At 72.8% G+C, this 25,593-nt stretch carries 20 protein-coding genes; 12 read left to right on the top strand and 8 right to left on the bottom strand.

Annotation, left to right across the window (positions count from 1 at the left end):
* Positions 1-16 precede the first annotated feature (16 nt).
* From OOK31_RS23380 to OOK31_RS23365, 4 genes are all read right to left on the bottom strand, one after another.
* The gene (locus OOK31_RS23380) at positions 17-643 is read right to left on the bottom strand and encodes a DUF4126 domain-containing protein (RefSeq protein WP_267089257.1); all 627 of its coding nucleotides are present in this window, start codon (positions 641-643) and stop codon (positions 17-19) included.
* Between the two features lie 104 nt (positions 644-747).
* Positions 748-1,152, bottom strand: coding sequence for a DUF3040 domain-containing protein (locus tag OOK31_RS23375; protein WP_267089256.1), 405 nt, complete (start codon positions 1,150-1,152; stop codon positions 748-750).
* Between the two features lie 302 nt (positions 1,153-1,454).
* The gene (locus OOK31_RS23370) at positions 1,455-2,213 is read right to left on the bottom strand and encodes a bifunctional 2-polyprenyl-6-hydroxyphenol methylase/3-demethylubiquinol 3-O-methyltransferase UbiG (RefSeq protein WP_267089255.1); all 759 of its coding nucleotides are present in this window, start codon (positions 2,211-2,213) and stop codon (positions 1,455-1,457) included.
* A gap of 76 nt (positions 2,214-2,289) precedes the next feature.
* Positions 2,290-2,772 carry an SAV_6107 family HEPN domain-containing protein gene (locus tag OOK31_RS23365; protein WP_267089254.1) on the bottom strand — a complete coding sequence of 161 codons (483 nt, stop codon included), beginning with the start codon at positions 2,770-2,772 and terminating at the stop codon, positions 2,290-2,292.
* A 192-nt stretch (positions 2,773-2,964) separates the two neighbouring features.
* On the opposite strand from OOK31_RS23365, the gene OOK31_RS23360 reads away from it, so the two are divergent.
* Genes OOK31_RS23360 through OOK31_RS23350 form a run of 3 tightly spaced genes read left to right on the top strand, consistent with a single transcriptional unit; the run spans position 2,965 to position 6,759 of the window.
* The gene (locus OOK31_RS23360; RefSeq protein ID WP_267089253.1) at positions 2,965-4,008 is read left to right on the top strand and encodes an ATP-binding cassette domain-containing protein; all 1,044 of its coding nucleotides are present in this window, start codon (positions 2,965-2,967) and stop codon (positions 4,006-4,008) included.
* Positions 3,980-6,079: a YhgE/Pip family protein gene (locus OOK31_RS23355; protein WP_267089252.1), complete on the top strand. Its 2,100-nt coding sequence runs from the start codon at positions 3,980-3,982 to the stop codon at positions 6,077-6,079. Before OOK31_RS23360 ends, OOK31_RS23355 begins: the two co-directional genes overlap by 29 nt.
* A 29-nt stretch (positions 6,080-6,108) precedes the next feature.
* Positions 6,109-6,759: a TetR/AcrR family transcriptional regulator gene (locus tag OOK31_RS23350; RefSeq protein WP_267089251.1), complete on the top strand. Its 651-nt coding sequence runs from the start codon at positions 6,109-6,111 to the stop codon at positions 6,757-6,759.
* Positions 6,760-7,514: 755 nt separating this feature from the next.
* Here the strand turns inward: OOK31_RS23350 and OOK31_RS23345 are convergent.
* From OOK31_RS23345 to OOK31_RS23330, 4 genes are all read right to left on the bottom strand, one after another.
* A complete protein-coding gene (locus tag OOK31_RS23345; protein ID WP_323188246.1) occupies positions 7,515-9,926 on the bottom strand; it encodes a DUF3488 and transglutaminase-like domain-containing protein in 2,412 nt (803 codons plus the stop codon).
* Positions 9,927-9,940: 14 nt separating this feature from the next.
* Entirely contained in the window at positions 9,941-11,299 is a 1,359-nt protein-coding gene (locus OOK31_RS23340) for a DUF58 domain-containing protein (RefSeq protein WP_267089249.1), read from the bottom strand.
* Positions 11,299-12,309: a MoxR family ATPase gene (locus OOK31_RS23335; RefSeq protein WP_267089248.1), complete on the bottom strand. Its 1,011-nt coding sequence runs from the start codon at positions 12,307-12,309 to the stop codon at positions 11,299-11,301. The genes OOK31_RS23340 and OOK31_RS23335 overlap by 1 nt, the downstream gene beginning before the upstream one ends.
* 138 nt (positions 12,310-12,447) lie before the next feature.
* The gene (locus OOK31_RS23330; protein WP_267089247.1) at positions 12,448-13,035 is read right to left on the bottom strand and encodes a carbonic anhydrase; all 588 of its coding nucleotides are present in this window, start codon (positions 13,033-13,035) and stop codon (positions 12,448-12,450) included.
* A 315-nt stretch (positions 13,036-13,350) separates the two neighbouring features.
* Here OOK31_RS23330 and rsmH point away from each other — a divergent pair, with 315 nt between their 5' ends.
* From rsmH to murG, 9 genes are all read left to right on the top strand, one after another.
* Positions 13,351-14,280: a 16S rRNA (cytosine(1402)-N(4))-methyltransferase RsmH gene (gene rsmH, locus OOK31_RS23325; RefSeq protein WP_267089516.1), complete on the top strand. Its 930-nt coding sequence runs from the start codon at positions 13,351-13,353 to the stop codon at positions 14,278-14,280.
* Positions 14,277-14,759 (top strand): hypothetical protein, encoded by a 483-nt coding sequence (locus OOK31_RS23320; RefSeq protein ID WP_323188245.1) that lies wholly within the window; start codon positions 14,277-14,279, stop codon positions 14,757-14,759. The genes rsmH and OOK31_RS23320 overlap by 4 nt, the downstream gene beginning before the upstream one ends.
* 603 nt (positions 14,760-15,362) lie before the next feature.
* Complete coding sequence (locus OOK31_RS23315) at positions 15,363-17,405, top strand: penicillin-binding protein 2 (RefSeq protein ID WP_323188244.1); 2,043 nt, start codon at positions 15,363-15,365, stop codon at positions 17,403-17,405.
* Between the two features lie 43 nt (positions 17,406-17,448).
* The gene (locus OOK31_RS23310; RefSeq protein ID WP_267089246.1) at positions 17,449-19,143 is read left to right on the top strand and encodes a UDP-N-acetylmuramoyl-L-alanyl-D-glutamate--2,6-diaminopimelate ligase; all 1,695 of its coding nucleotides are present in this window, start codon (positions 17,449-17,451) and stop codon (positions 19,141-19,143) included.
* The gene (murF, locus tag OOK31_RS23305) at positions 19,140-20,564 is read left to right on the top strand and encodes a UDP-N-acetylmuramoyl-tripeptide--D-alanyl-D-alanine ligase (protein ID WP_267089245.1); all 1,425 of its coding nucleotides are present in this window, start codon (positions 19,140-19,142) and stop codon (positions 20,562-20,564) included. Before OOK31_RS23310 ends, murF begins: the two co-directional genes overlap by 4 nt.
* Positions 20,561-21,631, top strand: coding sequence for a phospho-N-acetylmuramoyl-pentapeptide-transferase (mraY, locus tag OOK31_RS23300; protein ID WP_267089244.1), 1,071 nt, complete (start codon positions 20,561-20,563; stop codon positions 21,629-21,631). Before murF ends, mraY begins: the two co-directional genes overlap by 4 nt.
* Entirely contained in the window at positions 21,613-23,061 is a 1,449-nt protein-coding gene (murD, locus tag OOK31_RS23295; RefSeq protein WP_267089243.1) for a UDP-N-acetylmuramoyl-L-alanine--D-glutamate ligase, read from the top strand. The genes mraY and murD overlap by 19 nt, the downstream gene beginning before the upstream one ends.
* A gap of 68 nt (positions 23,062-23,129) precedes the next feature.
* On the top strand, positions 23,130-24,491 hold the full coding sequence (gene ftsW, locus OOK31_RS23290) for a putative lipid II flippase FtsW (RefSeq protein WP_267089242.1): 1,362 nt from the start codon (positions 23,130-23,132) through the stop codon (positions 24,489-24,491).
* A 6-nt stretch (positions 24,492-24,497) separates the two neighbouring features.
* Positions 24,498-25,592 carry an undecaprenyldiphospho-muramoylpentapeptide beta-N-acetylglucosaminyltransferase gene (gene murG / locus OOK31_RS23285; protein WP_267089241.1) on the top strand — a complete coding sequence of 365 codons (1,095 nt, stop codon included), beginning with the start codon at positions 24,498-24,500 and terminating at the stop codon, positions 25,590-25,592.
* Position 25,593: the final 1 nt, after the last annotated feature.

The following is a 25,593-nucleotide window of genomic DNA, read 5'->3' as shown; positions in this document are numbered from 1 at the left end:
GAGCGAGGTCAGGGCGTCAGGGCGGTGGTGCCCCGGTGGCGGCGCGGGCCTCGGCCGCGAGCCGCTTCTCCTCGCGGCGCTGCGCGCGGCGGCGCAGGAAGCGGCGGATGCGGGCCCACAGGTAGATCAGCAGGGCCAGGCCCGCGGCCAGCAGCACGGCCGCGATGATCGCGGCGGCCTGCGGGTTGAACATGGCGAAGGTGACGATCCCGGCGACGCCCGCGTCCTCGGCGGTGCTGACGACGATGTTGCTGAAGGGCTCGGGCGAGGTGTTGATCGCCATCCGGGTGCCCGCCTTGACGGCATGGCTGGCCAGGGCGGTGGAACCGCCGATCGCGCCCGCCGCGAGGTCGGACAGCGAGCCGCTCTGCCCGGCGAGCAGGGCCCCGACGACGGCGCCGGAGACGGGGCGGATCACGGTGTGGACGCTGTCCCACAGCGAGTCCACGTACGGGATCTTGTCGGCCACCGCCTCGCACAGGAACAGGACGGCCGCCACGATCAGGACGTCGGTGCGCTGGAGCGACGCCGGGACCTCGTCGGTCAGGCCGGTCGCGCCGAAGATGCCGAGCAGGAGGACCACGGCGTAGGCGTTGATCCCGCTGGCCCAGCCGCTGGTGAAGACCAGGGGGAGCACACTCACCCGGTCATCATGCCGCAGCCGGGCGGACGGGGCAGGAGGAAACGGTGAGGGGACGACCGCACGCGGCCGTCCCCTCACCGACGGAGTCTCTGCGGGGCTACTGCCTACTGCCCCTGTTCGTCACGGCGGCGCTGCCACCGTTCCTCGATCCGGGTCATCATCGACCGACGCTGCCGGCTGCGGCCACCATGGGCCGAACCGCCTGCACTTCCGGAGACGGGCTGCTCGCCGGGCTTGGGTGCCTTGCGCCAACCGGTGACCACGAGGACCGTACAGGCCAGCATGACGAGGAATCCCACCACGCTGATCCAGAGCACTTCCTGCCAGATCACACCGGTCATGAGGAGCGCGATACCCACCACAATGCCTGCGACTGCCTGGTAGACCCGTCGCCGGGTGTACGTGCGCAGTCCACTGCCCTCAAGCGCTGTCGCGAACTTGGGGTCTTCGGCGTACAGCGCTCGCTCCATCTGCTCGAGCATTCGCTGCTCGTGCTCCGAGAGCGGCACGGGAGTCCTCCTCATCCGTCGGTCGCGGGGGGTAGCGACCAGGGGTCCCCTTCAGGATAGGCGGGGAATCGCCCCCGTGATACCCGCCCTCTACGCCACATTCTGCAAACCACTGCGCCAAAAAATCCACTGCACAGAACAAGCATGAAGCAATATGTCAAACGTACCGTCGCCAGCGCGGTCACTGAGGCGCTTATTCCCCACTGAGCGGTCCGCCATGCCGACCGGTGCTTCCGATCATACGGGGCGGATCGCCGGACCGGAGGGTGTTCCGGCAGAGCCCGTGGGTGCAAGCTCGCAGATCAGGCGGGCTTCTCGCCCAGGACGTGCAACTGCGTGGCGACCGCGTGGAAGGCGGGCAGCTCGGCGGCGGCCTCCTCCAGACGCAGCAGTGCTTCCACCGCGCCCGGCTCGGTGTCCACCAGGACCCCGGGGACCAGGTCGGCGAAGATCCGTACGCCGTGCACCGCGCCGACCTCCAGACCGGCCCCGCCGACCAGCTCGCCGAGCTGCTCGGCGGTGAAACGGCGCGGCACCGGGTCGCCGGAGCCCCAGCGCCCGGCCGGGTCGGTGAGCGCGGTGCGGGCCTCGGTGAAGTGCCCGGCCAGCGCCCGGGCCAGCACGGCCCCGCCGACGCCGGCGCCGAGCAGGCTGAGGATGCCGCCGGGGCGCAGGGCGGCGACGGCGTTGGCCACGCCCTCGGCCGGGTCGTCCACGTACTCCAGCACGCCGTGGCACAGCACCGCGTCGTAGGACTCCCGCTCGACGACGTCCAGCAGGCCCTGGGCGTCGCCCTGGACCCCGCGCACCAGATCGGCGACGCCCTCCTCGGCGACCCGGCGTTCCAGCCCGAACAGCGCGTTCGGGCTGGGGTCGACGACGGTCACGCGGTGGCCGAGCCGGGCCACCGGGACGGCGAACTTGCCGGTGCCGCCTCCGGTGTCCAGTACGTCCAGTACGTCCCGCCCGGTCGCCTTGACCCGACGGTCGAGGGCCTCCTTGAGGACCTCCCACACCACGGCGGTGCGGAGGGAGGCACGGGGGCGGGAAGTGTCCGACACGGCTGATGACTCCTCGGCGCGTAAGGGTGGGGGAGCGGTGCGTGCCCCACCCTATTGCCTCGGACAGCCGGGCAGCTCATCCCGCGTGCGGACGCTCCGGCCGGGGCTGCGGCAGCGGGTTCGCCACGGGCTGGAGCGCGAGCATCCGCTCGACCAGCCGCACGAACATCCCCACGGCCCGTACGAGGTCGTCCGCGTCCCGGGCCGTCGCCGCGTCCCGTATGCCCGCCTCGGCCCGGGCCCGGCGCTCCGCGCCCGAGGCGAACAGGGCGCTCCACTCGGTCAGCTCCGGCGCTATCTCCGGCAGCACCTCCCACGCGCTGCGGATCCGGGGCCGCCGCCTCGGGTGCACCGGCTCCGGCCGCCCGCGGGCGGCGAGCACGGCCGCGGCGGCGCGCAGCGCGGCCAGATGGGCCGTGGCGTACCGCTCGTTGGGCCGGGGCAGGCGGGCCGCCTCGGCCAGGCCGCCGCGGGCCTTGGCGAGCAGGTCCAGGGCGGCCGGTGGTGCGGCCGACCTGCGCGGGACGGGGTGGACAGGGGACGGGGACGGTGTGGCCATGACGAACCTCCTGTCGTTGCGTGGTGCTCTGCGTGCTGGTGCCGGGTTCTTTCGTGGATCCATCGTGACGGGCCCCACTGACAATCGCGCTGACCTGCGGATTCGTACCCAATACCCCCCTCGTGTCCGGACTTTGGTCCCGGACCTGCTAGTTTTTGAACTGACTGGTCAGTTCAAAAGAAGGGGGACGGCGTGGACAGCCCGCACGGCGCGGCCGTCAAGGCCGAGGGCTTCGGACTCAAGGGCCCGCGCGGCTGGGTGTTCCGGGGCGTGGGGATCGACGCGGCACCCGGCTCGCTCATCGCGCTCGAAGGACCCTCCGGCAGCGGACGGACCTGCCTGCTCCTCGCCCTCACCGGGCGGATGAAGCCCACCGAGGGCCACGCCGAGATCGGCCGCCACCGCCTGCCGAAGAAGATGGCGGCCGTCCGCCGGATCACCGCCCTCGGCCCGGTCCCCGGCGTCAACGACCTCGACCAGGCGCTCACCGTCGCCGAGCAGCTGCGCGAAGGAGCCATGCTCCAGCGCCGCTACGACGGCCCCCTGCGCGCCCTGCTGCGCCCGCGCGGCGAACACTGCGCCACCGTCGCCGCCCGGACCGAGGCCGCCCTGGCCGCCGTCGGACTGGACCCCGCCACCCTGCCCAAGGGCCCGCGGACCTCCGTACGCGCCCTGGAGCGGCTGGAGGCCCTGCGGCTCTCCCTGGCCATCGCCCTGCTGGGCAACCCCCGGCTGATCGCCCTCGACGACCTCGACATGAAGCTCTCCGACGCCGAACGCGCCGAGGTCTGGGCCCTGCTCCGCTCGATCGCCGACCGGGGGACCACGGTCCTCGCGGTGTGCAGCGAGGCCCCGGAAGGCGTGACCGTGCTGCGCACCGTCACCGCCGAGGAGCCCCCGGCCCCGGCGACCCCGGCCGCCGCCCCGCGCGCCGAGAGCCCGAAGGTCACCTGGGGAGCCGAGGCCGACGCGAAGGCGGACTCGAAGGCGGACAAGGCCGACACGAAGGCCAAGGCGAAGCGCAAGGGCAAGCCCGACCCGACGCCCGAGCCCGACCCGACGCCCGCGTCGGAGCCGGAGGGCGAAGCCGAAGCCGCGCCCGCCACCGAGAGCGGGAACGAAGCCGCCCCGCCCACCGCGCCCGCCGCCGAACCGGCCGACGCCACCACCACCCACACCACCGACGAAGACACGAAGGGGGCGGACGATGCGCTCGCCGAAACTGGCCGCGCTTGAGCTGAAGCGGTTCGGGCGGGGGAAGCTGCCCCGGGCCGCTCTCGTCGCGCTGCTCCTCCTGCCGCTGCTCTACGGAGCCCTGTACCTCTGGTCGTTCTGGGACCCGTACAGCCGCCTCGACAAGGTGCCCGTCGCCCTCGTCAACGCCGACAAGGGCACCACCGTCGACGGCAAGCGCGTCGACGCCGGCGCCGAGATCACCAAGAAGCTGCACAGCAGCAAGACCTTCGACTGGCGCGAGGTCAGCGCGAGCGAGGCGGAGAAGGGCCTGGAGAACGGGAAGTACTACCTCTCCCTCACCATGCCCGCCGACTTCAGCACGCGGATCGCCTCCAGCTCCGGCGAGGACCCCACCACCGGGGCCCTCCAGGTCCGTACGAACGACGCGAACAACTACATCGTCGGCTCCATCTCGCGCAGCGTCTTCTCCGAGGTCCGCTCGGCGGCCTCCACCAACGCCTCCCGCGGCTTCCTCGACAAGATCTTCGTCTCGTTCTCCGACCTCCACGACAAGACCGCCGAGGCCGCCGACGGCGCCGACAAGCTCAAGGACGGCGCGGGCAAGGCCCAGCAGGGCGCGAAGGACCTCGCCGACGGCCTGGACACCGCCAAGGAGAAGTCCGGCGAGCTCACGGGCGGCCTGAAGAAGCTCAACTCGGCCGCCGGCCAGCTGGAGACCGGGTCGCGGGACGTCGCCAACGGCACCCAGACCCTCGCCGACAAGGTCAACGGGGCCTCCGCCAAGGCCCGTCCCTTCGTCAAGGACCCCAAGAACATCGCGGACACCGCCAAGCTCGTCGCCGACAACGCCGCCGTGCTGAAGAACCACCTCGACAAGTTCGCGGAGAAGGCCCCGGGCGTGGCCGCCCTCACCAAGACCCACTCCGCCGACATGGACGACTTCTACACGAAGTACTGCGTCACCCCCGCCGCCGGCATCCAGCTGCCCCCGGGCCTCTGCGTCGACGCCAAGAAGCACAAGGACCGCGCGGCCGAGGCCGCCCTCCTCGCCGGTGACGTCAACACCCTCGTCGCCAACTCCAACGGCGACGTCAACAAGCTCCGCCCCCAGCTGACCGACCTGGAGAACAAGGCCCGCGAGCTCGTCATCGCGGCCCCCGGCCTCGCCGGGGACCTCGACGCGGCCGTCGCCAAGGTCAACGCCCTCAACACCGGCGCCCACAAGGTCGCCGACGGCATGGTCCAGGTGCACTCCGGCATCGGCAAGGCCGCGGGCGGCTCCGGCGCCCTCGGCGAGGGCGTCGGCAAGCTCGGCGACGGCGCGCACAGCCTCAACGGGGGCATGTTCAAGCTCGTCGACGGCACCGGCGAACTCGCCGGCGGCCTCCACGACGGCGCCGGCAAGATCCCCGACTACGACCAGCAGCAGCGCGACACCCGCACGCAGGTCATGGCCGACCCCGTCCAGCTCGCCAACCAGTCCCTGCACAAGGCGCCCAACTACGGCACCGGCTTCGCCCCGTACTTCATCCCGCTGTCCCTGTGGGTCGGCGCGATGGTGGCGTACATGCTGATCGCCCCCATGAACAAGCGGGCCCTGGCCGCCGGCGCCTCGCCCTGGCGGATCGCCGTCGCCGGCTGGCTGCCGGTGCTCGGCCTCGGCGCCGCGCAGGTGGGCGCGCTCATGTCCGTACTGCACTGGGCCCCCGGACTCGGCCTCCAGATGGCCCGCCCGGCCCTCACCATCGCCTTCCTGGTCCTGGTCACCGGCTGCTTCGCGGCGATCGTCCAGTGGCTCAACGCCAAGTTCGGCGCCGCCGGACGCATCCTCGTCCTGGCCGTCCTGATGCTCCAGCTGACCTCGGCCGGCGGCACCTACCCCGTCCAGACCAGCCCGGACTTCTTCAACGACATCCACCCGTACCTGCCGATGTCGTACATCGTCGCCGCCCTGCGCCGCCTCATCACCGGCGGCGACCTCACCCCCGTGTGGCAGGGCTCCGCGGTCCTGCTGGCCTTCACGGTCGGCGCCCTGGCCCTCACCGCCCTGGCCGCACGCGGCAAGCAGGTGTGGACGATGGACCGGCTGCACCCCGAACTGAGCCTGTAAGGGGCTGTTGACCTGTGAGAATCAGCGCCATGGAAAGCAGCAGCGCCGGTACGGGCACGCACACGGGTACCGCCGGGGGCGGCGGTCGCCGGGCCGCCACACGGCAGAAGCTCTACGAGGCCGCCGTCACCCTCATCGCGGAACAGGGTTTCTCCGCGACCACGGTCGACGAGATCGCGGAGAGGGCCGGAGTCGCCAAGGGCACCGTCTACTACAACTTCGCGAGCAAGACCGAGCTCTTCGAAGAGCTGCTCCGGCACGGGGTGGGTCTGCTGACCGCCTCGCTGCGGGAGGCCGCCGAGGAGACGGAAGCGCGGGGCGGCAGCCGGATCGAAGCCCTCGACGGGATGATCCGGGCGGGCCTGGTCTTCATCGACCGCTACCCGGCCTTCACCCAGCTCTACGTCGCCGAACTCTGGCGCACCAACCGGGCCTGGCAGTCCACCCTGATGGTGGTCCGGGGCGAGGCGGTCGCCGTCGTCGAATCCGTCCTGCGGGAAGGCGTCGAGCGCGGGGAACTCAGCGCGGAGATCGACGTGCCGCTGACGGCGGCGGCGCTGGTGGGCATGGTGCTGGTCGCGGCGCTGGACTGGCAGGCCTTCCAGAGCGAACGGTCGCTGGACGACGTCCACTCGGCGCTGTCACTGCTGCTGCGGGGGCGGGTCAGCGGGAGCCGGTGACCCCCGGTCGGCGGTGCCGTTCGCGGGGCGGGCGGCGTAGAACTGAGTATCCGTACCTACGGCCAGAGATGAGTACGCGTACGGATGGGCTCCCACCTGCGAAGACAGCAGACTGGGGGTGACGGACAGGGCCGCCCGGCCCGTACCGCGGACACGGGGCCGCGGGGCGGGTCGGCGCCTGGCCGGCCGTGCGGAACGCCGGCGGTGGCCGGGCTCGGGGGGAACGAGCCCGGCCACCGTCGGCGCCGTGTTTTTGCCGCCCGCCTTTTTTGACGCGTGCCTCGCGCCGCTGCGCCGGCCTCCGGCCGTCGGTGGTGGGGCGGGGCCGGTTCGGGTGGCTGGGCCCGTCTGTTGTCTGCGGACCGTTGCCGCTGCGCGGGGCGGTGTCCCCTACCCGCCCTTCCACCGTTCCCGCCTCACACGCCGGCGAGGCTGGGTGGGTGGGGTGTGGGCTCTGCGCCCTGGCGCGCCTCACTACACGGCGCTCCGCGCCCGCGCCTCAAGCGCCGGCGGGGCTGGGGGCTCGGCAGGGGTAGGAGTGTCCTCGGGGTGCCCCAGCCATCGCGTGGCAACGCGCCCGCACTCGAACGGCTACGCCGGCAAAATTCAGCCCCTCCGGCGTTTGAGGAGCGGGGGTCCGGGGGCTGGCCCCCGGGAGCGGACCTGCGGACCCAGCCCCGCCGGCGATTGAGGCGGGAACGGGCGAAGGCTGGGGCGGGGAGCAGCCCCGCAGGGTCCGCCCCCCCCCGCACGGGCTAGCGGCGGAGCGGGAGGCGGACGCGGGAGGTCAGCGACGCGGCGCGGGCCGAGAGGGCGGCCAGGCGGGCCGAGACCGCCCAGGAGACGCGCGCCGCCGAGCGCGGCAGCAGCAGCGCCCGCAGCCGCACCCGGCGCGGCATCGCCGCCAGCAGGGCCGCCCGGCCCAGCAGGACGTCCGAGGCCAGCGCCCCGTACGGGGCGGCCTCCGCGCCCGGCGGGGCGTACAGCGCCCGTTCGACCGCGCCCGCGACCCGGTGCACGGCCTGCGCGGCCTCACCGTCGAGCCGGCCCAGGGTCACGACCCGTCCGGCGGCCCGGCGCGGCGACAGCGCCTCGTCGGGCTCGATGCCCACGTCCCACGCGCTGTCGCCCAGCTCCCGCCACGCCTCCAGCACGTCGGGGCCGCCCGCCCGCCCGACGCCCAAGCGCCGGGAGCGGACCCTGCGGCGCCACAGCAGCGGCAGCAGCGGCAGGCCCAGCAGGGCCAGCGCGCCCGCGCTCCAGCCGAGGACCGCGCCCACCGGGACGCCGTCGGAGCCCGCGCGGCCGCCCTGCTGGGCCGCGGCGGCCCCGCATTCGCCGAGCTTCTTCAGCTCCGGCGGGCAGGCGTCGTTCTGCGAGGGCGTCACCGCGGGCGCCGACGCCGCCTGCGAGGGCAGCGCGGACGGCGCGGAGGGCTGCGGCGCCGGGGTGTCGGTGCGGCTGTACTCGGGGATGGAGATCCCGGAGCGGGGCGTCGGCTCGAACCGGGTCCAGCCCACGCCCTCGAAGTACAGCTCCGGCCACGCGTGGGCATCGCGCATCGAGACGTTCACGCTGCCGTCGGACTGCTTCTCGCCCGGGGTGAACCCGACCGCCACCCGCGCCGGGATGCCCAGCGTGCGCGACATCGCCGCCATCGAGAAGGCGAAGTGGACGCAGAAGCCCTCCTTGTCGTTCAGGAAGCGGGCGATGGCCTGCGAGCCGGTCCCCGAGGACACCTTCGTGTCGTAGCGGAAGCCGCCGTTCACCGCGAAGAAGTCCTGGAGCTTCACCGCCCGCGTGTAGTCGTCCTTCGAGCCCTGCGTGACCTGCCGGGCCGTCTCCGCCACCACCGGCGGCAGGTTGTCCGGCAGCTTCGTGTATTCGGCCTGCACGAACGGGTTCGGGCCCGGGGCGGCCTGGAGCTGCTCGGCCGTCGGCCGCAGCAGCAGGCTCCGTACGGTGTACTGCGCGCCCTGCACGTTCTGGAAGCGGTCCTTGCCCAGCTGGTCCCCGACGAGGGTCCGCCCGGCCGGCTCGTAGCGCCACTTGCCGCCGATGTCGACCTGCGTGGCCGGGTACGGCATCGGCAGGTAGCGCTGGGCGTAGGTCTCCGCGGCGGAGACGGTGGTGCGGACCTCCGTCGCGCTCTCGCGGACCCGCTCGCTCAGCCCGGACGGGGTCGGCAGCCGCTCCGGGACGTCGGTCAGCGGGCGCCCGGAAGCCTCCCACTTGACCCCGTTGAACTCGTCCAGCGCCAGGATCCGCAGGTACTGCTCGCCGAGCTGGGGGCTGTCCGTGCGGTACTTCAGGACCACCCGGTTGTCCTGGGCGTTCAGGCTGCTCTGCAGGGACACCAGCGGGTTCACCGCCGAGATCGTGCCGCCCCCGCCCGCCTTCGCCGTGTCGTCGCCCGGCGTGCCCAGCATGCCGCCGCCGAGCGCCGGCAGTACGGCCGGCACCGCCAGCGCCAGACCCAGCGCGACCGCGCCGATCCGCCGCCCGGTGCGCACCGGGGCGAGGGCCCGGCCGCCACCGCCGGACCCGCCGCCGTAGCCGGAGGCGGCCGAGACCCGTCCGCTGGGGGCCGCGCCGAAGACCCGGCCCCACTGCGCGAGCCGGTCCCGGCCCTCGGACAGCAGGAGCAACAGGTAGCCCGCGCCGGCCAGCAGGAAGGCGAACCAGGCGCCGCCCTGGCCCGCCGACAGTCCCGCGGCCACCGAGTACAGCGCCAGCAGCGGCAGTCCGGCCGCGGCGGCCGTACGCATCGTCACCGCGAGGAAGTCCACCAGCAGCCCGATGAGCAGCACCCCGGCCAGCAGCAGCAGCCGGATGCCGTCGGTCAGCGGTGCGGGTATGGCGAACTCGCCGACGTCCCGCACACCCTGCTGGAACAGCCCGGCGAAGTCGCCGACCAGGAAGGACAGCGGCCCGCTCCCGGTCGGCTCGGCCTTCCCGGCGAACAGCAGCGCGAGCAGCAGCAGCGACACCAGCAGCTGCGCCGCCACGGTCAGCGCCCGAGCCAGCGGCACCCGCCGGGCCCCGGCCCCCACCGCGCCCTGGACGCCCAGCAGCGCGGCGGCCTGGAGCAGCCAGCCGGAGGACTCCACCAGCGGGGCCAGCGACCAGGCGGTCAGCAGCGTCGCCAGCATTCCGAAGAGCGTCACACGCGCCCGCCCGCTCATCCCCAGCCTCCGGAGGTCGCCGTGCCGAGGGGAGCGTTCCCGGCCTGTCGCCACAGCTCGCCGAACGCGGCCCCGGGCGGTACGGCCAGCGCCGTCCAGCCCGCGTCCCGCAGCCTGCTCAGCCGCTGCTCCACCCGCGAGGGCTCCCCGGCCCACAGCGCGGGGTCCAGTACGAACGCCACCGCGCCCGCGCTGCGCTGCCGCATCCGGGCCGCCATTTCCGCCTGTACGTCGTCCAGCTCGCCGAAGAAGGCGATCAGCAGTCCGTCGCCGCCCGAGGAGCCGGGGGCCGAGCCGCCGCCGCGCAGTGCCTCGTAGGCCCCGGAGAGCCCTTCGCCGACGGAGTGGCCGACGATCGCGAGGGTGTCCATCATCAGCCCGGCCGCCTCGGCGGACTCCTGGCCGCCGGAGGAGAAGCCGCCGGCGCCGTCGCCGGGGACCGAGTCACCGGTGTCGGTCAGCAGCCGTGCCGAGAATCCCTGTTCGAGGACGTGCAGCAGGGTGGAGGCGGCCGCCGAGACGGCCCACTCGAAGGCCGAGTCGGGGCCCGCGCCCTCGTAGGCGAGGTCGCGGGTGTCGAGCAGCACGGTGGCCTTGCTGCGCTGCGGCTGCTCCTCGCGGCGCACCATCAGCTCGCCGTAGCGGGCGGTGGAGCGCCAGTGCACCCGGCGCAGGTCGTCGCCGCGCCGGTAGCCGCGCGGGATCACGTCGTCCTCCCCGGACAGGGCCAGCGAGCGGCGGGTGCCGTCGCCGTAGCCGTTGGCCTCGCCGGTCATCCGGACCGGGGGCAGCGGCTGGGTGCGGGGGACGACGGTGAGGGTGTCGTAGGCGCTGAAGGAGCGGGTGAGCTCGACCAGCCCGAAGGGGTCGGTCAGCCGCAGCTGGAGCGGCCCCAGCGGGTAGCGGCCGCGCAGGTCGGAGCGGACCCGGTACGAGACCTCGCGCCGCCCCCCGGCCTCGACCCGGTCCAGGACGAAGCGGGGCCGCGGGCCCAGTACGTAGGGCACCCGGTCCTGGAGCATCAGCAGGCCCGTGGGCACCCGGGAGACGTTCTCCAGCCGCAGCTGGACCCGGGCCTCGCCGCCGGCGGGCACCCGCAGCGGGCTGAGCCGGCGGGTGCCGGTGACCCGGTGGCGGGTGCGGTGCAGGGCCAGGACGCAGATCAGCGGCAGTACGACCAGCAGCAGTCCGACCCGCAGCAGCTGGCTCTGGCCCAGGACGTACGCGCACACGGCGGCGGCCGTCCCGGCGGCCAGGAACGAGCGGCCCCGGGTGGTCAGCCCGGCCAGCGAGGCGCGCAGCCCCCCGGGATCCCTCACCTGCCCGCCGGCGCCGCCGGGGGCACCGGCGCTCATCAGAAGCCCCGGATGCCCGCGCCGGGCGGCATCTCGCCGCGGGCGTGCGCGGCGGGGACGGGGGTGCGCTGGAGGATGTCGTGGACGACCTGCTCGGCGGTGCGCCGGTTCAGCTGGGCCTGCGCGGTGGGCAGCAGCCGGTGCGCGAGGACGGGGGCGGCCAGCTGCTGGACGTCGTCGGGCAGGACGTAGTCCCGGCCGGCCAGCGCGGCGGAGGCCTTCACGGCCCGCAGCAGGTGCAGGGTGGCGCGGGGCGAGGCGCCCAGGCGCAGGTCGGGGTGGCTGCGGGTGGCGGAGACCAGGTCGACCACGTAGCGGCGTACGGGCTCGGCCACGTACACCTCGCGGACGGCCTCGATGAGCTTGACGATGTCGTGGGCGTGCGCGACGGCGGTGAGGTCGTCGAGCGGGGACAGCCCGCCGTGCACGTCGAGCATCTGGAGCTCGGCCTCGGGGCTGGGGTAGCCGACGGAGACGCGGGCCATGAAACGGTCCCGCTGCGCCTCGGGGAGGGGGTAGGTGCCCTCCATCTCCACCGGGTTCTGGGTGGCGACGACCATGAAGGGGCTGGGCAGCGTGTAGGTGGTGCCGTCGATGGTGACCTGGCGCTCCTCCATCGACTCCAGCAGCGCGGACTGGGTCTTGGGCGAGGCGCGGTTGATCTCGTCGCCGATGACGATCTGCGCGAAGATCGCGCCCGGCTTGAACTCGAACTCGCGGCGCTGCTGGTCGTAGATGCTCACGCCGGTGATGTCGGAGGGCAGCAGGTCCGGGGTGAACTGGATGCGCTGCACCGAGCAGTCGATCGACTTGGCGAGGGTCTTGGCCAGCATCGTCTTGCCGACGCCGGGGACGTCCTCGATCAGCAGGTGGCCCTCGGCGAGCAGCACGGTCAGCGCGAGGCGGACGACCTCGGGCTTGCCCTCGATCACGCTCTCGACCGACCGGCGGACCCGCTCGGCCGTACTGGTCAGATCAGCGAGGCTCGCTCGGTCGTCATACGTGGTCACCTGGTTCTCCTCGGCCCTTTCCCAGGGCCGACGCTGTTGCGCTTGAACCGGCCCACCCCGAAACACGGACACCGCCCCGGAGGGGTCTCCGGGTGACGTCATCCCCGCATTGTTGACGGCGTCACGGCCCCGTGTCACTCAGCAGGCGGGATCGATCTCCCGCAGGAGTCCGGTGTGCACGTCGAAGACGAAGCCTCGCACATCGTCCTTGAAGGGCAGGAAGGGGTTCGTGCGGACCCGCTGCATGGACTGGCGGACGTCCTGGTCCACGTCGCGGAAGGCCTCCACGGCCCAGGCGGGGCGCTGGCCGACCTCGTCCTCCAGCTCGTGCCGGAAGTCCTCGGTCAGGCTTTCGAGACCACAGCCGGTGTGGTGGATGAGTATCACCGCGCGGGTGCCCAGAGCGCGCTGGCTGATGGTGAGCGAGCGGATGGTGTCGTCGGTGACGACCCCGCCGGCGTTGCGGATCGTGTGGCAGTCGCCCAGCTCCAGGCCGAGGGCCTTGTGGAGGTCGAGGCGGGCGTCCATGCAGGCCACGACGGCCACGCGCAGGACCGGGCGGGCGTCCATGCCGGGATCGGCGAACTCCGCGGCGTACCGCCGGTTCGCCTCCACCAGGCGGTCGGTGACGGAGTCGCCGCTGGATGCCTGGGGCGCGGGACGGGCGGGCAGGGATGCGGAAGTCGTCATGGTTACGACGTTAGTGGTCACAGCTCGGAGTGGCATTGAGTGAGGGTGGACAAAGAACGTCAACGGGGCTTGTTGTGAGCTAACCCACAGAGGTGAGGCGGGGGCCTCCGTTCGGGTGATTCGGGGGTTTTGTCGGTTCGGTGGGAGTGGGGCGCACCGGCCACGGGGCGGTTCGTTGACCGCGGCGACCGTTGCACTAAAGTGGCGCGAACCGGCCGGAGACCGGCCCCCACCGGCCGTCCCGGCCCCGTGTGACAACTGGTAAGACTCCGCGTGCGCGGCGCGGCGTACGCCTGCCGCGCCGTTATCTGAGAGGGCGCTTTGACTAGCGAGTCCCGACATGTCCCGGTGATGCTCCAGCGGTGCCTGGACCTGTTGGCCCCGGCGCTGGAGAGGCCGGGGGCCGTCGTCGTCGACTGCACCCTCGGCCTCGGCGGCCACAGCGAGGCCCTGCTGACCCGGTTCCCCGAGGCCCACCTGATCGGCCTCGACCGCGACAAGGAAGCCCTGCGGCTCTCCGGCGAACGCCTCGCGCCCTTCGGGGACCGGGCCACCCTCGTCCACGCGATCTACGCCGACCTCGCCGAGGTCCTCGACGGCCTGGGCATCCCCGCCGTCCAGGGCATCCTCTTCGACCTCGGCGTCTCCTCCATGCAGCTCGACGAGGCCGACCGCGGGTTCGCGTACGCGCAGGACGCGCCGCTGGACATGCGCATGGACCAGACGACCGGCATCAGCGCCGCCGAGGTCCTCAACACCTACGCCCCCGGCGAGCTGGTGCGCATCCTGCGCCAGTACGGCGAGGAGAAGCAGGCCAAGCGGATCGTCTCGGCGGTCGTCCGCGAACGCGAGAAGGAACCCTTCAGCAACAGCGCGCGCCTGGTCGAGCTGATCCGCGACGCACTGCCGCAGGCGGCGAAGCGCACCGGCGGCAACCCCGCCAAGCGGACCTTCCAGGCCCTGCGCATCGAGGTCAACGGCGAACTGTCCGGACTGGAGCGGGCCATCCCGGCGGCCGTCGACCGGATCGCCGTCGGCGGCCGGATCGCGGTCCTCTCGTACCACTCCCTGGAAGACCGCCTGGTCAAGCAGGTCTTCGCGGCCGGCGCCACCTCCACGGCCCCGCCGGGGCTGCCGGTGGTACCGGAGAAGTACCAGCCGAAGCTGAAGCTCCTCACGCGCGGCGCCGAACTGCCGACCGAGGAGGAGATCGCCGAGAACCGGCGGGCGGCCCCGGCACGGTTCCGGGGTGTCGAACGCATCCGCGAGGCGCGGCTGTGACCAAGGCCGGGAAGGTGGCCACGCTGACGCGTGGACAGGCGGCCCGGCTGGTCCGGGGCGGGCGGGGCCCTTCGGCCGGCGCCGGGCAGGCGGCGCGGATGCCGTTCGTCCTGCTGGTCGTGGCCCTGCTCGGCGGCGGCCTGATCAGCCTGCTGCTGCTGAACTCGGCCCTCAACCAGGGCTCCTTCCAGCTCACGAAGCTGAAGAAGGAGACCACCGCGCTCACCGACGAGGAGCAGGCGCTCCAGCGGGACGTCGACGGCTACTCGGCGCCGGACGCGCTGCAGCGGCGGGCGCACGAGCTCGGGCTGGTGCCCGGGGGCAGCCCCGTCTTCGTCGGCCCCGACGGGAAGGTCGCCGGCGCCGTGTCCACGGCGGAGGCCCCGCCGTCGCCTCCGGCGGTCAGCGTGGGTCCGGCCGCCGTGCCCTCCCCGGTCCCCGGCGGCACCCCGCCGCCCACCCCGACCCCAGGCAGGTGACGTCGTGACGCGGACCCCTGCGGGCCCTCCCCCCGCCCCCCCGAACTCCACCCCACCCCCCGGCCGACCACGCGCCGCCCGCGCCTCAGTCGCCGGCGTGGCCGAGTGCCCGGGCGCTGCCCGGACCCGCGCCTCAATCGCCGGCGGGGCTGGAATGGCCCCTGCCGTCCGGACCTGCGCCTCGATCGCCGGCGCGCGCCAGGACACGGCGCTCCGCGCCCGCGCCTCAAACGCCGGCGGGGCTGGGATTGCCCCTGCCGTCCGGATCCGCGCCTCGGTCGCCGGTGCGCGCCAAGACACGGCGCTCCGCGCCCGCGCCTCAAACGCCGGCGGGGCTGGAATGGCCTCTGCCGCCGTCGGCGGGGCTGGGAGTGCCCTTCGGGCAGCCCCGCCGCCCGACGAACGGCTGCGTCGGCAAAATCCAGCCCCGCCGGCGTTTGAGGCGCGGGGTCTGGGGCGGAGCCCCAGGGGGGTGGGCGGAGCCCGCCTTCAGGGGCGCAGCGGCCGGTCCGCCGTGCCCGACGCGACCCCGCAGGCGGCGCGGAGCCCCAGGGGGCTGGGCGGAGCCCGCGGTGTGCTCGGGGCTTCCCCGCAGGGGGCCCGGTGAGTGGCAAGGAGGCACCGCGTCGCAGGACCCCCGGGCCGCCGCGCCCGCGGCCCGGGGACCGGGCGCGGGCCGGGGCGACGGCCCGCCCGGCCTCGCGCCCGGCGACCCGCCGCCCCACCGCGCAGCGCACCCCGCACACCATCCGCCTCGGCAGCCCCAAGCCCCGGCTGCGCCTGGTCGGCGTGGGCCTGACCCTGGTCATGCTGGCCTTCGTCGTACGGCTCCTCCAGGTGCAGGCCGTGGACGCCTCCGCGTACTCCGCCAAGGCCACCGAGAACCGCTTCGCCAGCCACACCCTGGCCGCCGAGCGCGGGGAGATCACCGACCGCAAGGGCGTGGCCCTGGCCACCAGCGTGGACGCGTACGACATCACCGCCGACCCGAAGATGTTCACCCCGCAGGAGAGCAAGGCCCCCGACGCCCCCGAGCAGGCCGCCGCCCTCCTCGCGCCGATCCTCGGCAAGGACGCCCAGGAGCTCACCGCGCGCCTGAAGACCAAGAACACCCGTTACGTGATCCTCGCCCGCCGCCAGACCCCCCAGGTCTGGAACCAGATCAAGGACCTCAAGAAGCTCTTCGCCGACAAGGCGGCGGCCGACCGGAAGAGCAACGGCCCCGGCGCCAACGTCATCGCGGGCGTCTTCAACGAGAACAGCAGCAAGCGCGTGTACCCGAACGGCGACCTCGCCGCCGGGATACTGGGCTACGTCAACGCCGAGGGCAAGGGCGGCGGCGGCCTGGAGTCCGCCCTGGACAAGAAGCTGTCCGGCAAGGACGGCGAGCTCACCTACGCCCAGTCCGGCGGCCGCCGCGTCCCCACCGCCGGTTCCAGCGAGAAGCCCGCCGTGCCCGGCGAGGACATCGAGCTGACCATCGACCGCGACATCCAGTGGGCCGCGCAGAGCGCCATCTCCGAGCAGGTCGAGAAGTCCGGCGCCGACCGCGGCTACGTCATCGTCCAGGACACCCGCACCGGCGAGGTCCTGGCCATGGCCAACGCCCCCGGCTTCGACCCCAACGACCTCTCCAGGGCCAGCTCGGCCGCCATGGGCAACGCCGCGCTCCAGGACGTGTACGAGCCCGGCTCCACCGCCAAGGTGATGTCGATGGCCGCCGTCCTGGAGGAGAAGAAGGCGACCCCCGGGACCCACGTCGAGGTCCCCAACCGACTCCACCGCGGGGACCGGCTGTTCAAGGACGACATCGACCACCCGACCTGGTACCTGACCCTCAACGGGGTCCTCGCCAAGTCCTCCAACATCGGCACCATCCTGGCCACCGGCCAGCTCGGCGCCACCCAGTCCGAGTCCAACAAGGTCCTCTACTCGTACCTGGACAAATTCGGCATCGGCCGGCCCACCGGCCTGAACTACCCCGGCGAGTCCCGCGGCATCCTCGCCAAGCCCGAGGCCTGGTCCACCTCCCAGCAGTACACGATCCCCTTCGGCCAGGGCCTGTCCCTCAACGCCATGCAGGCGGCCTCCGTCTACTCCACCATCGCCAACGGCGGCGTACGGATCACCCCGACCCTGGTGCGCGGCAGCAAGGGCCCCGACGGCCGCTTCACCCCCGCCCCGGCACCCGAGCGGACCCCCGTGGTGAGCCCGGAGACGGCCAGGACCCTCGCCGAGATGCTCGAATCCGTGGTCGACGACCAGGAGGGCACCGGCACCAAGGCCCGCATCCCCGGCTACCGGGTCGGCGGCAAGACCGGCACCTCCAACCGGGTGGATCCGGCCACCGGCCGCTACAAGGGCTACACCGCCTCCTTCGCCGGTTTCGCACCCGCCGACAACCCGCGGATCACCGTCTACTGCGCCATCCAGAACCCCACCAAGGGCAGCTACTTCGGCGGCCAGATCTGCGGCCCGATCTACAAGACGGTCATGGAGTTCGCGCTGAAGACCCTCCAGGTCGCGCCCTCCGGCACGGCCCCCGCCGGGCTCCCGGTGACCTTCGACGCCGGCCCGCAGCCGGCCGCCCCGAGCGCCGCTCCCGGCCCCGCCCCGAACGGCGCGCAGCCCAGTCCCCAGCCCTGACAGTGAACCGACCGCCCAGCCAGGAATGCGTGAGGCACCCCCAGTGACAACGATCACCCCGAAACCCGGGAACCAGTCGCCCGTCGACGCCCAGGCCGGGCCCTCGCTTCGCGAGCGGCCCGCCACGCCCGGTACGCTCACCGCCGTGCCCCACGCTGATCAGCCCAGAACCGCCCAGAAAGACGCCCCGGCAGTGCCGCCGGGAGCGCCCCGGCCCGTGTCCGCCCGCCCGACCCCCCTGGGCGAGCTGGCCACCCTGCTGGGTCTGCCCGATTCAGGTGCCACCCGGATCACCGGGATCACCCACGACTCCCGTGCGGTGCGCCCCGGTGACCTGTACGCGGCCCTGCCCGGCGCCAAGCTGCACGGCGCCGACTTCGCGGCCCAGGCGGCCGCCCTCGGCGCCGCCGCCGTGCTGACCGATCCGGCCGGCGCCGAACGCGCCGCCGCGACCGGCCTGCCCGTGCTCGCCGTGGACGATCCGCGCGGCCGGATGGGCGAGCTCGCCGCCGAGATCTACGGACGCCCCGGCGAGGGCCTGCTCCAGCTCGGCATCACCGGCACCTCCGGCAAGACCACCACCGCGTACCTCGTCGAAGGCGGCCTGCGCGCGGCGGGACGCAGCACCGGACTCGTCGGCACCGTCGAGATGCGCATCGGCGACGAGCGCATCAAGTCCGAGCGCACCACCCCCGAGGCCACCGACCTCCAGGCCCTGTTCGCCGTCATGCGCGAACGCGGGGTCGAGGCCGTGGCCATGGAGGTCTCCAGCCACGCCCTGGTGCTCGGCCGGGTCGACGGCTGCGTCTTCGACGTCGCCGTCTTCAACAACCTGAGCCCGGAACACATGGAGTTCCACACCGGCATGGAGGACTACTTCCAGGCCAAGGCGCAGCTGTTCACCGAACGCCGGGCCCGCGTCGGCGTGGTCAACGTCGACGACGAGTACGGCCGCCGCCTCGCCAAGGAGGCGCCGATCCCGGTCGTCACCTTCTCCGCCACCGGGGACCCGGCCGCCGACTGGCGTGCCGAGGACGTGGTCAGCGGCCACATGGACTCCACGCTGACCCTGGTCGGCCCGGAAGGACAGCGCGTACGGGCCACCGCGCCGCTGCCCGGCCCGTTCAACGTCGCCAACACCGTCGCCGCGATCGTCACCCTCGCCGCCGCCGGCCTCGACCCGCAGACCGCCGCCGACGGCGTCGCCGCGGTCCCCGGGGTCCCCGGCCGGCTGGAGCGGGTGGACGCGGGACAGCCGTACCTGGCCGTCGTCGACTACGCCCACAAGACGGACGCCGTCGAGTCGGTGCTGCGCGCCCTGCGCGAGGTCACCACCGGCAAACTGCACATCGTCCTGGGCTGCGGCGGCGACCGCGACACCACCAAGCGCGCCCCGATGGGCGCCGCGGCCGCCCGCTACGCCGACGTGGCCGTGCTGACCTCCGACAACCCGCGCTCCGAGGACCCCCTCGCGATCCTCGCCGCGATGTTCGAGGGCGCCGTCTCCGTACCGCCCGCCGAACGCGGCGCCGTCCTCGTCGACGCCGACCGGGCCGCGGCCATCGCCGCCGCCGTCGCGCGCGCCGGGGCCGGGGACACCGTGCTCGTCGCCGGCAAGGGCCACGAGCAGGGCCAGGACACGGGCGGCGTCGTACGCCCCTTCGACGACCGCGCCGTACTGCGCGAGGCCATCGAGAACCGCCAGCGCAGCGCCCGACAGGCCGAGGTGGACCAGTGATCGCCCTTTCCCTCGCCGAGATCGCCGACATCACCGGCGGCCGGCCCCACGACATACCGGACCCCTCGGTGCGGATCAGCGGCCCCGTCGTCATCGACTCCCGCCAGGTGGAGTCCGGCAGCCTCTTCGCCGCCTTCGAGGGCGAACACGTCGACGGGCACGACTACGCCGCACGCGCGGCCGCGGCCGGCGCCGCCGCCGTCCTCGCCGCCCGGCCCGTGGGCGTCCCGGCGATCGTCGTCCCCGACGTGGAGAAGGCGCTGGGCGCCCTCGCCCGCGCCGTCGTCGAACGCCTCGGCACCGACGTGGTGGCCCTGACCGGCTCCGCCGGCAAGACCTCCACCAAGGACCTGATCGCCCAGGTGCTCCAGCACCACGCACCCACCGTGTGGACTCCGGGCTCCCTCAACAACGAGATCGGCCTGCCGCTCACGGCCCTGAAGGCCACCGAGGACACCCGGCACCTGGTCCTGGAGATGGGCGCCCGAGGCATCGGGCACATCGCCTACCTGACCGGCCTGACCCCGCCGCGCATCGGCCTCGTCCTGAACGTCGGCACCGCCCACATCGGCGAGTTCGGCGGCCGCGAGGCCATCGCGCAGGCCAAGGGGGAACTGGTCGAGGCCCTGCCGTCCGAGGCCGACGGCGGGATCGCCGTACTCAACGCCGACGACCCGCTGGTGCGCGCCATGTCCGCCCGCACGAAGGCCCGTACGGTCCTCTTCGGTGAGGCCGCGGACGCCGAGGTACGCGCCACCGAAGTACGGATGACGCCCGGGGGACAGCCCGCCTTCACACTCCACACACCTACCGGGTGCGGCGAAGTGACCTTGCGGCTGTACGGTGAGCACCACGTGTCGAACGCGCTTGCCGCGGCGGCCGTCGCCCATGTACTGGGCATGTCCGCCGAGGAGATCGCCACCGCGCTCTCCGGGGCGGGCACGTTGTCCCGGTGGCGGATGGAGGTCACCGAAAGGGCGGACGGCGTCACGATCGTCAACGACGCCTACAACGCGAACCCCGAGTCCATGCGGGCCGCTCTGCGCGCACTCGCCGCGATGGGCGGCGCCGCACAGGCGAAGGGGGGACGTACGTGGGCGGTGCTCGGTCCCATGGCCGAGCTCGGTGACGCGTCGCTGGCAGAGCACGACGCGGTGGGACGGCTTGCCGTCCGGCTCAACGTGAGCAAGCTCGTAGCAGTCGGGGGCAGGGAAGCGTCCTGGCTGCAACTGGGCGCATATAACGAGGGTTCGTGGGGTGAGGAGTCGGTGCTCGTGTCCGACGCGCAGGCGGCGGTCGACCTGTTGCGCAGTGAACTGCGCCCGGGGGACGTCGTGCTGGTGAAGGCATCCAGGTCGATCGGCCTGGAGCGGATCGCGCAGGCGCTGCTCGACAGCGAGGGCGAGGTCGCCGGCCGATGAGGCAGATCCTGTTCGCGGGTGTCATCGGTATGTTCCTCACCGTCATCGGCACCCCTCTTCTGATCAAGCTGCTCGCCCGCAAGGGCTACGGCCAGTTCATCCGCGACGACGGCCCCCGCGGCCACGCCGGGAAGAAGGGCACGCCCACCATGGGCGGCATCTCCTTCATCCTGGCGACGGTCATCGCGTACGCCCTGACGAAGGTCATCACGGGCGAGCAGCCGAGCTTCTCGGGCCTGCTCGTGCTGTTCCTGATGGCGGGCATGGGCGTGGTCGGTTACCTCGACGACTACATCAAGATCGTCAAGCGCCGTTCGCTGGGCCTGCGGGCCAAGGCGAAGATGTCCGGCCAGCTGATCGTCGGCATCGCCTTCGCGGTGCTCGCGCTCCAGTTCAAGGACTCCCGCGGGCTGACCCCGGCCTCCGACAAGCTGTCGTTCGTCACGGACTTCGGCTGGTCGATCGGCCCGGTGCTGTTCGTGGTCTGGGCGCTGTTCATGATCCTGGCGATGTCCAACGGCGTGAACCTCACCGACGGTCTCGACGGCCTCGCCACCGGCGCCGCCGTGATGGTCTTCGGCGCCTACACCTTCATCGGTGTCTGGCAGTTCCAGGAGTCCTGCGCCAACGCGGTGACCCTGACCAACCCGAACGCCTGCTTCGAGGTCCGCGACCCGCTCGACCTCGCGGTCGTCGCCTCCGCCCTCATGGGAGCCTGCTTCGGCTTCCTGTGGTGGAACACCTCGCCCGCCAAGATCTTCATGGGTGACACGGGCTCGCTCGCCCTCGGCGGCGCGCTCGCGGGCCTCGCCATCTGCTCCCGTACGGAGTTCCTGATGGCCCTGCTCGGCGGCCTCTTCGTGCTCATCACGATGTCGGTCGTCATCCAGGTCGGCTCCTTCAAGCTGACCGGCAAGCGAGTCTTCCGGATGGCCCCGCTCCAGCACCACTTCGAGCTCAAGGGCTGGTCCGAAGTCCTTGTCGTGGTCCGCTTCTGGATCATCCAGGGCATGTGCGTGATCGTGGGCCTCGGTCTCTTCTACGCGGGATGGGCAGCAGACAAGTGACCTCCTGGCAGGACAGGAACATCACCGTCGCCGGCCTCGGCGTGAGCGGCATCAGTGCCGCCCGCGCCCTGGCCGGCCTCGGCGCGGTCGTGACGGTCGTCGACAACGGCGACGGCGACGCGCACCGCGCGCGGGCCGCCGAGCTCGCCGAGCTGGGAGTCGAGGTCCGCCTCGGCCTGCTGGACGACGGCGCGCGCGCCGGTGACGTCCTGCCCGAGGGCACCGACCTGGTGGTCACCTCGCCCGGCTGGAAGCCCGACAGCCCGCTCTTCGCGGCCGCCGCCACGGCCGGCGTGGACGTCGTCGGGGACGTCGAGATCGCCTGGCTGCTGCGCGGCGAGAACGCCGCCCCCTGGCTCGCGATCACCGGCACCAACGGCAAGACCACCACCACCCAGATGCTCGCCTCGATCCTGCGGGCGGCGGGCCTGAAGACCGCGGCCGTCGGCAACATCGGCACCCCGATCATCGACGTGGTCACCGGCGACGAGAAGTACGACGTCCTCGCCGTCGAGCTCTCCAGCTACCAGCTGCACTGGGCGCCCTCCGTACGCGCCCACTCGGCGGCCGTGCTCAACCTGGCCCCGGACCACCTCGACTGGCACGGCTCGATGGAGGCCTACGCCGCCGACAAGGGCCGCATCTACGAGGGCAACCAGGTCGCCTGCGTCTACAACGTCGCCGACAGGGCCACCGAGGACCTCGTCGTCGAGGCGGACGTCGAGGAGGGCTGCCGCGCCATCGGCTTCACCCTGGGCGCCCCCGGCCCCTCCATGCTCGGCGTCGTCGACGGCATCCTCGTGGACCGCGCCTTCGTGGAGAACCGGCAGAAGAACGCCCAGGAACTCGCGCACGTCGAGGACGTGAACCCGCCGGCCCCGCACAACATCGCCAACGCCCTCGCGGCGGCGGCCCTGGCCCGCGCCTTCGGCGTCGAACCGCGCGCCGTCCGCGACGGGCTGCGCGACTTCCGCCCCGACGCCCACCGCGTCGCGCACGTGGACGAGGTCGCCGGGGTCACCTACATCGACGACTCCAAGGCCACCAACACGCACGCCGCCGAGGCCTCCCTCGCGGCCTTCGAACCGGTCGTCTGGATCGCCGGCGGCCTCGCCAAGGGCGCGACCTTCGACGAGCTCGTGCGCAAGTCCGCGAAGCGGCTGCGCGCCGTCGTACTGATGGGCGCCGACCGGGCCCTGATCGCCGAGGCGCTCGCGCGACACGCGCCCGAGGTCCCGGTGAGCGACCTCGAACGGACCGACACTGGGGCGATGCTCGCAGCCGTCCGTGAAGCGGCCCGGCTCGCGGAGCCCGGCGACACCGTCCTCCTGGCGCCCGCGTGTGCCTCGATGGACATGTTCGCGAACTACAACAAGCGCGGGGACGCGTTCGCCGACGCGGTGCGCGAACTGGCCGCCGAGAGCGCCTAGGCCGATCCAGGGCAGGTTTCCTCCCCGACCCGGCTTCGCCCTCGCACGAGTGGAGGGGAAGATCACAGATGCCGGCGAAGCAAGTGCTGCCGGGGAGGCGGCCGTCCGCAGTGAAGCCACGGGGCCGGCTGCGCCCCGCCCCCGGCCCCCGGCGGCCCGCCCGGCGCGGGCCGCTGGAGCGGCTGCGGCGCACGCAGCGGCAGTTGCGCAAGGCCTGGGACCGCCCCCTCACCGCGTACTACCTGATCTTCGGCAGCTCCCTGCTCATCACCGTGCTCGGCCTCGTGATGGTCTACTCGGCCTCCATGATCAAGGCGCTCCAGCTCGGCCTGGGCGACGCGTACTTCTTCAAGAAGCAGTTCCTGGCCGCCCTGATCGGCACCGTCCTGCTCCTCGCCGCCTCCCGCATGCCCGTCAAACTGCACCGGGCGCTGTCCTACCCCGTGCTCGCCGGCACCCTGTTCCTGATGGTCCTGGTCCAGGTCCCCGGGATAGGGGTCTCGATCAACGGCAACCAGAATTGGATCTCCCTTGGTGGTCCGTTCATGCTCCAGCCCAGTGAGTTCGGCAAACTGGCGCTGATCCTGTGGGGCGCCGACCTGCTGGCCCGCAAGGGCGACAAGGGGCTGCTGAGCCAGTGGAAGCACCTTCTGGTGCCGCTGGTGCCAGTGGCCTTCCTGCTGCTCGGGCTCATCATGCTCGGCGGGGACATGGGCACCGCGATGATCCTCGGAGCGGTTCTGTTCGGGCTGTTGTGGCTGGCGGGCGCACCGACGAGGATGTTCGTGGGCGTGCTGGCCTTCGCTGGTGTGATCGTCGCACTACTGATCAAGACCAGCCCGCACCGTATGGACCGGCTCGCCTGCCTCGGAGCGACAGAACCGGGCAAGAACGACCTTTGCTGGCAGGCCGTCCACGGAATCTATGCCCTGGCCTCCGGCGGATGGTTCGGATCCGGCCTGGGTGCCAGTGTGGAAAAATGGGGGCAACTGCCCGAAGCCCACACGGACTTCATCTTTGCCATCACAGGTGAGGAACTGGGGCTGGCGGGGACGCTGTCGGTGCTCGCCCTGTTCGCGGCTCTAGGCTATGCGGGTATCCGCGTGGCCGGACGCACGGAGGACTCCTTCGTACGGTATGCCGCGGGAGGCGTGACAACCTGGATCACGGCACAGGCCGTGATCAACATCGGTGCGGTGCTCGGTCTGCTGCCGATCGCAGGGGTCCCCCTCCCGCTGTTCTCCTACGGAGGGTCCGCCCTGCTGCCGACCATGTTCGCGGTCGGACTGCTCATCGCCTTCGCGCGGGAGGAGCCGGCGGCGCGAGCGGCGCTCGCGATGCGTCAGCCGAGGTCCGGCTGGAAGCGGAGCGGGCCGATATGGAAGTCGATGAGACGGCGCGTCAAGAAGCGTCCGTCCGGAGAGCGGTGAATTTCGGTGCATGTCGTACTCGCCGGTGGGGGGACCGCCGGCCACATCGAGCCGGCGCTCGCCCTCGCGGACGCCCTGCGCAGGCAGGACCCGACCGTGGGCATCACCGCCCTCGGTACCGAACGCGGACTGGAAACACGGCTGGTCCCGGAGCGCGGCTACGAGCTGGGTCTCATCCCCGCCGTACCGCTGCCCCGCAAGCCCACGCCCGAGCTGATCACCGTCCCCGGACGGCTGCGCGGCACGATCAAGGCCGCGGAGGAGATCCTCACGCGGACCAAGGCCGACTGCGTCGTCGGCTTCGGCGGCTACGTGGCGCTGCCCGGCTACCTCGCCGCCAAGCGGCTCGGGGTGCCGATCATCGTTCACGAGGCCAACGCCCGGCCCGGACTGGCCAACAAGATCGGCTCCCGCTACGCGCACGCGGTCGCGGTGTCCACCCCGGACAGCAAGCTGCGCGGCGCCCGCTACGTGGGCATCCCGCTGCGCCGGTCCATCTCCACCCTGGACCGGGCCGCCGTCCGCCCCGAGGCGCGCGCCGCCTTCGGCCTGGACCCCAACCTGCCGACGCTGCTGGTCTCCGGCGGCTCGCAGGGCGCCCGCCGCCTCAACGAGGTCATCCAGCAGGTCGCTCCGGTCCTCCAGCGCTCCGGGATCCAGATCCTGCACGCGGTCGGCCCGAAGAACGAACTGCCGCGTGTCGACAACATGCCCGGGATGCCGCCGTATGTGCCGGTACCGTACGTGGACCGGATGGACCTCGCGTACGCCGCCGCCGACATGATGCTGTGCCGCGCGGGCGCGATGACCGTCGCCGAACTCTCCGCCGTCGGACTGCCGGCCGCCTACGTACCGCTGCCCATCGGCAACGGCGAACAGCGGCTCAACGCCCAGCCGGTGGTCAAGGCCGGCGGTGGCCTGCTCGTCGACGACGCGGAGCTGACCCCCGAGTGGGTCCTCGGCCAGGTCCTGCCGGTGCTGTCCGACCCGCACCGCCTGTACGAGATGTCCCGCGCCGCCTCCGAGTTCGGCCGCCGGGACGCCGACGACCTGCTCGTCGGCCTGGTCTACGAGGCGATCGCGGCCCGCGGTAACCGCTGAC

It is taken from the genome of Streptomyces sp. NBC_00249 (assembly GCF_026342355.1).
GTDB lineage: Bacteria > Actinomycetota > Actinomycetes > Streptomycetales > Streptomycetaceae > Streptomyces.
This window is presented reverse-complemented; position numbering and strand designations above follow the sequence as displayed.

What these genes read in the sequence shown, in the direction of transcription:
- OOK31_RS23365 (WP_267089254.1), bottom strand. Translation starts at nt 2,772, where the DNA reads ATGGCCACACCGTCCCCGTCCCCTGTCCACCCCGTCCCGCGCAGGTCG.
- OOK31_RS23355 (WP_267089252.1), top strand. Translation starts at nt 3,980, where the DNA reads ATGCGCTCGCCGAAACTGGCCGCGCTTGAGCTGAAGCGGTTCGGGCGG.
- OOK31_RS23350 (WP_267089251.1), top strand. Translation starts at nt 6,109, where the DNA reads ATGGAAAGCAGCAGCGCCGGTACGGGCACGCACACGGGTACCGCCGGG.
- OOK31_RS23340 (WP_267089249.1), bottom strand. Translation starts at nt 11,299, where the DNA reads ATGAGCGCCGGTGCCCCCGGCGGCGCCGGCGGGCAGGTGAGGGATCCC.
- OOK31_RS23330 (WP_267089247.1), bottom strand. Translation starts at nt 13,035, where the DNA reads ATGCCACTCCGAGCTGTGACCACTAACGTCGTAACCATGACGACTTCC.
- rsmH (WP_267089516.1), top strand. Translation starts at nt 13,351, where the DNA reads ATGCTCCAGCGGTGCCTGGACCTGTTGGCCCCGGCGCTGGAGAGGCCG.
- mraY (WP_267089244.1), top strand. Translation starts at nt 20,561, where the DNA reads ATGAGGCAGATCCTGTTCGCGGGTGTCATCGGTATGTTCCTCACCGTC.
- murD (WP_267089243.1), top strand. Translation starts at nt 21,613, where the DNA reads ATGGGCAGCAGACAAGTGACCTCCTGGCAGGACAGGAACATCACCGTC.
- ftsW (WP_267089242.1), top strand. Translation starts at nt 23,130, where the DNA reads ATGCCGGCGAAGCAAGTGCTGCCGGGGAGGCGGCCGTCCGCAGTGAAG.